The sequence below is a fragment of the Bacillus sp. FSL W8-0102 genome (genome assembly GCF_038007225.1).
GTDB classification, from domain to species: domain Bacteria; phylum Bacillota; class Bacilli; order Bacillales; family DSM-4216; genus Bacillus_O; species Bacillus_O smithii.
The window spans coordinates 1-9,986 of record NZ_JBBOWT010000003.1; the positions used below are offsets into that span (position 1 = coordinate 1).

The 9,986-nt window shown below is 37.1% G+C and carries 11 protein-coding genes and 1 pseudogene; 7 read left to right on the forward strand and 5 right to left on the reverse strand.

All coding sequences use genetic code 11. The annotated features are described in order from the left end of the window. Window positions 1–339 precede the first annotated feature (339 nt). From N1I87_RS17900 to N1I87_RS17920, 5 genes and pseudogenes are all read left to right on the forward strand, one after another. The gene (locus tag N1I87_RS17900; protein ID WP_048624567.1) at window positions 340–597 is read left to right on the forward strand and encodes a hypothetical protein; all 258 of its coding nucleotides are present in this window, start codon (window positions 340–342) and stop codon (window positions 595–597) included. Between the two features lie 508 nt (window positions 598–1,105). After that, a complete protein-coding gene (locus tag N1I87_RS17905) occupies window positions 1,106–1,954 on the forward strand; it encodes a helix-turn-helix domain-containing protein (protein ID WP_341103541.1) in 849 nt (282 codons plus the stop codon). 438 nt (window positions 1,955–2,392) lie between these two features. Next, window positions 2,393–2,941, forward strand: a complete 549-nt coding sequence (locus N1I87_RS17910) for a MerR family transcriptional regulator (protein ID WP_048624570.1) — start codon at window positions 2,393–2,395, stop codon at window positions 2,939–2,941. Between the two features lie 191 nt (window positions 2,942–3,132). Beyond that, a complete protein-coding gene (locus N1I87_RS17915) occupies window positions 3,133–3,309 on the forward strand; it encodes an antitoxin VbhA family protein (protein WP_169799179.1) in 177 nt (58 codons plus the stop codon). Between the two features lie 499 nt (window positions 3,310–3,808). Next, window positions 3,809–3,952 (forward strand): annotated as a pseudogene (locus tag N1I87_RS17920) (zinc ribbon domain-containing protein); the annotation flags it as partial. Window positions 3,953–4,280: 328 nt separating this feature from the next. Here N1I87_RS17920 and N1I87_RS17925 read toward each other — a convergent pair. Further along, window positions 4,281–4,856, reverse strand: a complete 576-nt coding sequence (locus N1I87_RS17925) for a tyrosine-type recombinase/integrase (protein WP_327805864.1) — start codon at window positions 4,854–4,856, stop codon at window positions 4,281–4,283. A gap of 280 nt (window positions 4,857–5,136) precedes the next feature. Here N1I87_RS17925 and N1I87_RS17930 point away from each other — a divergent pair, with 280 nt between their 5' ends. Together N1I87_RS17930 and N1I87_RS17935 are read left to right on the forward strand one after the other, a co-directional pair. Further along, the gene (locus tag N1I87_RS17930) at window positions 5,137–5,376 is read left to right on the forward strand and encodes an AbrB/MazE/SpoVT family DNA-binding domain-containing protein (protein ID WP_081473003.1); all 240 of its coding nucleotides are present in this window, start codon (window positions 5,137–5,139) and stop codon (window positions 5,374–5,376) included. Next, on the forward strand, window positions 5,373–5,702 hold the full coding sequence (locus tag N1I87_RS17935; protein ID WP_003352727.1) for a type II toxin-antitoxin system PemK/MazF family toxin: 330 nt from the start codon (window positions 5,373–5,375) through the stop codon (window positions 5,700–5,702). Before N1I87_RS17930 ends, N1I87_RS17935 begins: the two co-directional genes overlap by 4 nt. Window positions 5,703–6,592: 890 nt before the next feature. Here the strand turns inward: N1I87_RS17935 and N1I87_RS17940 are convergent. The 4 genes from N1I87_RS17940 to N1I87_RS17955 all read right to left on the reverse strand — a co-directional run bounded on the left by N1I87_RS17940 (window position 6,593) and on the right by N1I87_RS17955 (window position 9,600). Then, on the reverse strand, window positions 6,593–6,766 hold the full coding sequence (locus N1I87_RS17940) for a hypothetical protein (protein WP_341096181.1): 174 nt from the start codon (window positions 6,764–6,766) through the stop codon (window positions 6,593–6,595). An 827-nt stretch (window positions 6,767–7,593) separates the two neighbouring features. After that, window positions 7,594–7,797 carry a hypothetical protein gene (locus N1I87_RS17945; RefSeq protein ID WP_099686787.1) on the reverse strand — a complete coding sequence of 68 codons (204 nt, stop codon included), beginning with the start codon at window positions 7,795–7,797 and terminating at the stop codon, window positions 7,594–7,596. A gap of 24 nt (window positions 7,798–7,821) precedes the next feature. Beyond that, window positions 7,822–8,190, reverse strand: a complete 369-nt coding sequence (locus N1I87_RS17950; protein ID WP_234449446.1) for a hypothetical protein — start codon at window positions 8,188–8,190, stop codon at window positions 7,822–7,824. 366 nt (window positions 8,191–8,556) lie between these two features. Beyond that, on the reverse strand, window positions 8,557–9,600 hold the full coding sequence (locus tag N1I87_RS17955) for an IS30 family transposase (protein ID WP_341101289.1): 1,044 nt from the start codon (window positions 9,598–9,600) through the stop codon (window positions 8,557–8,559). Window positions 9,601–9,986 lie beyond the last annotated feature (386 nt).

Consider the following 9,986-nt stretch of genomic DNA (forward strand, 5'->3'; position numbering starts at 1 on the left):
CTTATGCTCTTGCACTTTTCTGCCACGAAAAATTACAGGTATTTCTGAATAATTTATTTATTTTGTGGCACAATTGTAATCGTGTATAATACGGACACGATCTTCAAGGGGGATCGGCCTGTTAGTTAGGTAGAATAATCCACCCATCAGCCGTTAAACTCAAGGGTGGATTATTTTTTGTGAAATGACAGTATTGAAACAGAGGTCCAGGGCAGCATACTGTTTCACTGTTGCCCTGCCAACCTAATAGAACTTATTTTTATCATCGAACAGCTTTTCGAAATTATGCTAATATTACATCAACAATATTAATATAATTCAGGTAATAGTTGTGAAAAAATGGATAAATTAGATAAAAATATAAAACAAAACAAATTTTTAAAAAAATACCAAAATTTTAATATGGGGATTGTTTATGCTCTCATTATTGTGATATGCGGAGTATTAAAAGTAAGTACCTCAATTCCACTAATTTTATTGTCATTAGTGGTAATAGTAGACTTGATTGTTTCCATCATAACCAAAAAAAAGAAAGATACCATTATTGATGTTTTCGCCATAATCCTTTTATGGCTTGGAGCAATCTTTTTGAGATAAAAAAAGATAATCTTCAAGATTATCTTTTTTGCTTATTTTAAGCCAAAATTAATTTACTAGATAAAAACCATTAGGAAACTATTTAAGCACGCTTAGAAAGCCAAAATGAGCCAAATTTGGCTATTCTATGAGTGAGGTTGAGCAAATCGGTTATAAAAGATGTATTTTATAAATTCTATCCAACATTGCTGAAGATTGGGAAAATGACTAGAATTTTGGTGTTTTTGGAGTTAAAATATTTATCAGAGTAAATAAAAAATAAAGAACGACAAAATAAAAAGGCTGTTCGGCTACCACCCCGAACAACCTGCCCTGTCACCTACCACAACAGGGTAAATTACCTTATTGATAAGTTTATTATAAACGGTTTATAAAGAGATTTTCAACCGTTATTCATAATTTTTTAGGCTTATAAGGTGCATTTTACCCTTTTTCTAATCGTTGTGGTTGGTGAAAGGGTAAAGTGCGCCTTTTTGTTTTGTCGGGAACAGAAAGGGAGATTCTTATCATGGAAAATCAATTAAAAGATACACTAAGAGTTTTCGTTGTACCAACTGAAATTCTAGACATGGAAGAACTTACAATCTATGAAAAAATGGTTTACGTTGTTTTGCGTTCTTATGCCAACAGTCAAGATGACACAGCTTTCCCTTCCTACGACACAATAGCCAAAAAAGCGTCAATGAGTAAAAGAAAAGCGATTGATTGCGTTGAAAAATTAGTGAAATTGGGGCTGCTAGTCAAGGAAGAAAGAAAAAAAGTGAGCAAAAAAGGTAAGATCAGTCCGACATCTAACCTTTATTACATTCGTCGCCCTTCTGAAGTTAATAAGGGGGTAGTGAATGACATGCACCACCCTAGTGCACCAGATGCACTACCCCTAGTGCACGACATGCACCACCCTAGTGCACACGGTGCACCCGAAAATAAGAATAATAAAATAACAAGTAATAAAATATTAAAAGAAAATTTAAGAGAGAGAGACTTAATAGAGGGGGCTGAAATTGAAGAAGAACTGAAAGATTACTTAAAGGATCGTATTGAAGAATTCGAGAAAAAAGGAATTGATCTGCAAACAGTAATCAATTGGATTGAAACCAACAAAGAATTTTATAGCTTCTCTGAATTTGCTGTAGGGATCAATCAGCTTTTGGAATTCCCTGAACCAATTAAAAATCCTATTCGATTCTTAAATAGCACTTTTGCTGAAATTGAAAAATATGTTAAAGACTTTCGTAAAAAACAGATGAAAAAAGGTAAAAAGGAAATGGCAGCGAAAAAGAAACAACAACCAAATCCACAATTTCAACCACAACCACAAGCAGTTTTCTTTAATTGGTTGGAGCAAGAAATCTAGGCAACATTTTCTATTTAAAACAAAAAATGCAAATAGGTATACTCCTATTTGCAAAATCTTATTGTTCTTGATCAGCAATTTTTTCAATAAACTTAGGAAATCCATTCATAGGTACTTGAAAATAACGGAGTGTTGCTCCGAAAATTATAATTACCACTAACAAAATTATTGATAACATCATGCTTATTTTAGAATTGGCTTTCATATAATCCCCTTTTATTTCTAAAATTGATTTTTTTACATTATAACACTACCAAGTATTCGATAAAATTTATAATTTAACTAAAAATAGTTACTTAAAGACGATTGGATTTTCCTGTCTGGCTCTATTTTCTGAAGTGATGAGCGATAATAATATGGTTTATAATCATTGATAAGCAAGTAACGAATAATGATGAGTGATTATCTGAAATATTCAATGATAGATGGTGATCATTAATGAGTGAATATCTAACAATTGCAGAATTGGCAGAGCAGGCAGGTATTCCGAATTCAACTTGTAGGCGCTATTTGGCTAATTTTGAATTGTTCTTCGTGGTTAAAGGTGGAAGTCGATTAAAAAAATATGAAGCTGAAGCTGTAAACATCCTCAAAAGGATAAAGCAACTTTATGATGAGGGAAAAGATACAAATGAGATCCGCAACATCTTAGCCAATGAGTTTCCTTTGGTGATTAACCATGATGAACAACGAGAAACAAGTGAGAAAGTTACAAACACACCAACATTGGCAACCAGTGAGGATGTTGAAGAGATCAAAAAAGCACTGGAAGAACAAAAGAAATTCAATGAAATGCTATTAAAAAAGTTAGACGAACAAAGCCGATACATCAAAGAGTCATTGGAGAAACGTGATCGACAACTCATGGAGTCCTTGACTCAATCTTTGGAAATTAGACAAGCTAGAATTGAAGCAGCCATAACAGAAAAAGAGACACAAAAAAGTTTTTTTTCACGTTTGTTTTCCAAAAAAGGGAAAGAAAAATAAGAAGGCCGATAAAAAAGTGTATCGACCCTCGAAAATTGTGCACTATGGGGCTCTGAGACAAATTTATCTTTCGTTATACGTATAAGTGTCTTGTTAAATGCAAAATTCGGCTTCATTTTGTGGTGAGTTTTGGAGATCTGCTACTAAAAATTGTTAATTCTTGCTCAGTGGTTAGAAGGGAGCGAAGATTCATGAAATATTCAAAGGAAACGTTACAAAAGAAATTTTCGTCTGTAAAAGCTTCACTTGAAATCGAAGGCTTAAAAGTAACGAAAGAAATTGAGGATCTAGTCATTGCAAAAGCAGCAGGAGAGATTTCTTTTGATCAGTTTAAACGTGAAGCAGCTAGGTTGGCAGGGAAACAGTGAATCGGTATGCTGCCCTGGGCCTCTGTTTCAATACTGTCTTTTAACCAAAAAAATAATCCACCCTTGAGTTGTTAGGCCAAAGGGTGGATTATCCGTCCTAAAGCCGATCCCCCCTTGAAGATCGTATCCGTATTATACACGATTACAATTGTATCGCGAAATTGATAAAAATATTCTGAAATATCTGAGATTTCAGCGTGGTAGAAAAATGCAAGAGCATAAGGAGTTTTTGCCCCCACCGAAGGTGTGGGATCAGGCAGTGCCTGATAAAACGATGGGGTCAAAAAAAGTGAGTTTTCTATATAGTTTCTATATAGTTTCTATATGGTTTCTATATGAACTCTATATATCATTCTATATAGTTTCTATATGCTTTTTTTGCATTTTAACATTATTTCCGAAAGAAGTCTCCCACTTCAAGCGTGTGAAGGGCGATAGCCCAACGATAAGTGGGGAGATGAATTTCGGTTGGCGTTAGCCAAAGATTTTGGTATAATCAAAATGTTCCCGTTGTGGGAATGAAAAAGAAATGCCATTATCTGAACGTGTATATAAATGTACTTGCGGCATTGTATTAGATCGTGATCACAATTCAGCAATCAATATCAAAAATGAAGGATTGCGCTTGTTAGAATTAGCATGAAAATACAAACTCCCGGAACAGGAGGGTTAGCTCGGTCAATTTCCTGTCATGAGACAGGATTACCCGAGAAGCCCCCACTTCAAGCAACCCGAAAGGGTGGTAAGTGGAGGGTAGTTCACACATTAGTGGAGGAAAAGTGGAAAACTTTTGTATGATTTTTCACTGAAAAAAATGAGAGTGCCCATTTACATACCTTACATGCAGGTATTCAATAGGGTTCGAATGTTTCGAATAATATTGCGCACAATAGGACCCGTAGGGAGTAAGATATGAGCTACTCTGGAATAGTTGAATAGAGTTTTTGGGCTGTATGAACAGCCCAATTTTTTTATTGACCCTGAAACACGCTAAAATGTTTCAAGACATTTTGTGTTTCTTCTTCTGTGATCCCGATATACCGGAGAGTCACGGAAGGATGAGAATGGTTCAAAATTTCTTGCAACATGGCAATATCCTTCGTGGCTTTATAAAACCAATAGCCAAATGTTTTTCTGAGCGTATGATTGCCAACATGCTCCACTCCGGCAAAATCAGCCGCCTTTTTCAGCTGGCGGTAAGCCTGTGTCGGTGTAATCGGCCGGTTTCCTTTCCTGGATGGAAAGAGCCACTCACTGTCTAATCCAGCTGCGTATTCATACACTTCCTCAAAACAATGGCCAATATAAATATCGCGGATTTTTTGGGTTTTCCCTTCTTTTACTCGTAAAACCTTCTCTTTTTTGTTTTTCAGCCTCAGAATCGCTTCCGTTTTGATTTTAAGCAGGTCTCCAACCCGTAGGCCAGTTTCACACCCTAACACAAATAAAATGTAATCTCGGGGCAAACAGTGGCGTTTTAACGCCCATTTCATATCGTCTAATTGCTGCTGACTACGAATCGGCTGCACATTTTTTGGTGTCGACATCTTTTCTCCTTCCCTTGAAAATCAACGATTTGAATGTACGATTTTGTAGGATACCTCGATCATATCGAAGAAAAAGGGAAAAGACAAGAGAATAAGCGAAAATGAATGTATGATTTTATACAAATTCGTACATTTGTTCAAAACTAAAAAAGGTAGGGGAAAGTTAGGGAACTTGATACGTATCATTTTTTGTGAAAATGTATATACTTTGTATATACTTAAAAGACGGAAGGTGGTATAATTGAATTCCAATAAAGGAGAAGGGGTGGAAACTATGGCAATGGCAACAACTGTTCAAAAGTGGGGAAATAGTCTTGCAGTTCGTATCCCTAAAGATGTTGCTGAGCGAGTTGCGATTCATCAAGGCTCCGAAATCGAGTTAAGAGTTATAGATGATAAGAAAATCACATTAGTTCCAAAACAGAAGAAATACACGTTAGAAGAACTTTTAAAGCAAGCAAAGCCGGAAAATCGTCATAAGGAAATTGATTTTGGTATTGAAGGGAATGAATTAATTTGACCCAAGCACCAGACCGTGGGGATTTGGTTTATCTAAATTTCAACCCACAATCTGGACACGAACAAGCAGGACGTCGCCCAGGTATTGTATTGTCCCCGAAAGAATTTAATGAAATAACACGATTTGCACTTATTTGTCCAATTACAAACACAGTAAAGGGTTGGCCTTTTGAAGTAGAGCTCCCAGAAGGTTTAGCCATTCAGGGAGCTATTTTGACTGATCAAGTTAAAAGTTTAGATTGGGTATCCAGAAAGATTCAAATTAAGGATCAAGCACCACCCGAAATTGTAACTGAGTGTTTGAACAAAATACATACTTTTTTGTAAAAAGATAAAAAGCATCAAATAATGGAGTTGATCCGAATGAATGAAAGTAATTATTTAACACCGGAGCTAGTCGAAAAGATGTGAGCTTCTCTCAATAGCCTTACAGAGAAAAAAAGTTAAAGCTGAAAAAGATGCTGCCACTCGTTGATGAGACACATAAACAGGCTTTACAAAAAATGATCATAAAATAGCATGATGGCGAATGCCATCTATAAAACACCTCAAAAACCCGGTCCGAAAAAGTGCATTTTTCGGACCGATTTAACCCTAAACTCATTTACCTTCTAATACATGGTTAATTGCTGCTCTTCCTCAACAATATGGCCCTTTAGTGGAATAACATACTGGAGTTTTACAACATCGACAAGCATACAAAGAGAAACATTTGATGATGTATAAAATTTTGTGTAGAGCATTTTACTAGACCAAAAGAAAAAAGGTAGGGTATTCTCTTCTTTAAATTCAATTTCAAATACTTTAGTAGCTGAATTGTTTCTTTTTAAGAGCATAAGACGATTTTTTTTATAAATTTAAAAAAGCGCCACTCTCTGACGTTATGTAAGGAGCCTATTGCAGGAAAATTATTCTTAGATTCATAGCAAAAAAAGTGGGACAAACGTGGGATAAGCGTTGTACCCGCCGAACCGCCCAGCTCATCCGTCCGTGGCGACGTTCTTACGCCATATTTAAACACGCAAAAAGACCGTGGGGGCTAGCCCCCACACCCCCAGCCAGCCTCCCACCTCAAAACAAGGGGGAAAGCAAAACCGTATAAGCCTTTATTTTGGCTTCTAAGCGCTTTTAAGGTTTACCCCTTAAAAAAAGGTCTATCAGTCTATAAAAATCGCCATATGGACGAATATAGGGCAAATAAGCCCTATATAGAGGTGTTATACTTCCTTTAATTTTTCAATCAATTCCTGCATGGTCATTTTTCCGGTTAGTACGGCCATTACATTTTTCATATCTTCCTCCGTCATGTCCATGCCTGATAAATATAGGGAATGCCTGGCATATTCTAAGGCTTCTTTCAGGACTTTGGGATCCTTTATGGGATCTTTCATAGGATTTCATCCATCTTTCCAATAATGAGCTCTCTCAGGTACGCAGACAGCTTCATATCGCCTCGATCGTCCTCAATCGCCTGCCAGTATTCTTCAGGAAGAGTGATCGAGACCTTTCTTGTAACGCCTATAGATGGGCGACCTGCATCATTTACAAGTAATGTTTTATAAATCTATGAAAATGCCTATATTAAAAGATTTGCCAAATAAGTTGTTTTAAATCGAGTAGGAGGGAGCGATTAACTCCCGTCCTCTCACACCACCGTACGTACGGTTCCGTATACGGCGGTTCAATTAAGATAATTGACGCAAGTCTTTATAACTTCCGTGAATAGCTGTTCTCTTTATGCCAGTGGTCACTCCACCCTCCAAGAGGTCTCCCACGGGATTCACCGCTTCCTCCCTCAAGTGAGGTACTACGTTTTCTGTGTTCATCATGACTCACTGAATACCAAGGGCTATTCTCTCTTAATTGTTCGGTCCTTCTTAGTTGTTCTAGACCAACTAATACTATGACCTCTGCTGACTTCTGACGGTTCAGCTACTTATCACTAAGTTGGTTATGAAGAGTACTTCACATATCCGCCAGACCTCCCCGGGTAAGTACATGCACTTTCACACCATCTATCCGCCTGAAAAAGCAAGTCTTTTTTTTTATTGAAAACCTTACAACCACAAGGCTTTAAGGCATACAAGGGTAACTATTTCGCCGCCGAAATAGTTACCCTTGTATCAAGAAAAGAAAAAACACGATTTTCCGTTCCGGAAAATCGCAAAAAAGTAGAGAGGAAAACGAATCGTTTTCCTCTCTACTTTTTTTTAGTAAATCAATTATATTCAGTGTCTTCATCGTAAGGTAAAATGTCACCTTCCCAATTACAGGAAGCACATTCACATCCCCATCCATTTAAATCAATTACAACTACATTGTTATTACGATCTTTAGTTTCATAACTAGTAAAACTCTTTACATAAAAATCTTCATCAATTAATTTAACTCCACAATTAGGACAAAACAAAGGTTTAGCCATAAAACAATCACCCTTAATATTTTTTTATTCTCTTAACACTTTTCCACTACTCGTTAAAGAAGCAATACGTTCCTTTTTGCCTTTATTATACAACTTCCACGCTGAACCACCATGTGATTTACCCTTATTTTTAGAAATAATCCAACCTGACTTAGGATCTTTGTAATCATTAGTACCTCTAATTTTTTGCGAAAACTTCTTCAAATCAACAACTTCATTAGATTTTTTTAAAGATTTAGGTATCTTTTGAAGTATTCTTAAATAATCCCATTTTGCACAAGTCGGCCTATCTCTTCCCAAACAATCTAAAGCATACGAAGAAGAAGGTTTAACAAATGCAACTGAAGTTAAAACAAGAAAACTAACTAATAAAACTTGTACCATTTTTTTCATCTCAAAACACCTCGCATTGGTTTTTCCTAAATTCTAAGATTGATGGAAATATAATACAAGTATGGTTTTTAAATTCTATATATAGTAAAATTAAACATATATAAAAGGGAATATTTAACTTTGTTAAATCTTAATTTCATTATCTTCTTAAATTGCAATATTAAATGCAACAAGTATTGAAAGACCAGATAACCCATGATTAAGTAGAATCGGGACACTCTGCGCGACTTGACGTGGAGTGGTGGGCATGGTAGCCTGGTTGGCCCAGCCAGTACCGTATACCTGGCTTCATGGCTGGTAGCCATGCCCGCAGAGGCTCTTTGTCAAGTTGCTAAAAACCAACCCTTTGGGTTAGCTGGCTTAAGGTTAAGAAGCTAAGCCAGCTAACTCTATTTGGAAACACTCCTCAGGTGTACGATAATTGAGGATCTTCCTTGGAAGATGGTTACACCAATTTTCAACATAAGTAATGGTTTCTTCTGCCACAGAGGAAATGGGTCTCCCCTTTGGTATGAAGCGCCTAATAAGGCCATTATGACGCTCGTTGGTTCCTCGTTCACAGGATGTGTAAGGGTGTGTAAAATAAACCTCTGTTAGATCTTTTTCAACACTAAGGCCGAGGTCAGCAAATTCAGAACCGTTATCAGCCGTAATGGTTTTAAACACTTTAGAGAACCGATTACCATAAGACACTTTCAACTGAGATATGACTTCTGAAACGGATAGACTATCCTTGGCTGTCACTCTCAAAATTATTTCTTTACGGGTTTTGCGCTCAGTAAGAGTCAATAAGGCCTGATCTTTAGTCTTCTTGCCTATAACCGTATCAATTTCCCAGTGACCAAACTCTTGGCGTTCATTGACTTCAATTGGTCGCTCATCGATACTGCGTCCTAAGATCTTCTTATTCTTCCGGTTACGTTTTTTCTTGGTGTTCAGGGTAATTTTCATAGGTAGGTCAATGTTTTTAACGCCTATAAGTCCTAGATCAATATAGTTATAAAGGGTCTTGGTGCAAACCATTTTGTCTTTGAATTTCCCATCACGTTTGGCTCTCCCACATACCGCATCAGGAGACCATTTCTTATCAAGGATCTGAGTTTCGGCATACTTAATAAACTCGATGGCATCGTCTAGTTTTAGCTTGCGGCCACAGGCTTTCCTGTTTCTCTCATAGAGAAGTTGACCTGTGTCTGGAAAATAGACATGAACAATTTTCCCGTTGCTTTTTCTTTGTGGCACTGTACCTCTTCTTAACTCACGGGAGATGGTGCTTTTGTGACAACCAACATAATCTGCAATCTCCTGTTGAGTCTTACCAGCAGCGTGTAAGGCCGCAATTTTCCCACGGTCATAAGCCGTTAAGTGTTTGAAATGCCGAGCTCCTATGGTAGAATTAGTAATTGCCATAGATAAATCCTCCGTATCGATATTGTTTTAGTCGACTTAATCATACGTGGTTTATCTATGGTTTTTCATTTTTTATGCTTGTTGCATTTGATTATACAACTAGCCATTTCATTATCTTTTTTTTAGATGATCCGTAAGACAAAAACTCAACCTACCCAACCCTTCCGATCTCGGAAGGACTCCCTCGGCGGTAGCCAGCCCCCAAACGTTAGATTCATAGCAAAAAAAGTGGGACAAACGTGGGATAAGCGTGGACCATTTATGGGATTTTAGTGGGCTATTCGTGGGACTTTAGTGGACTTTTTGTGGGCGAATCGCCTTTTTTATGTACCCATCGTTTTATCAGGCACTGCCTGATCCCACACCTTCGGTGGGGGCAAAAACTC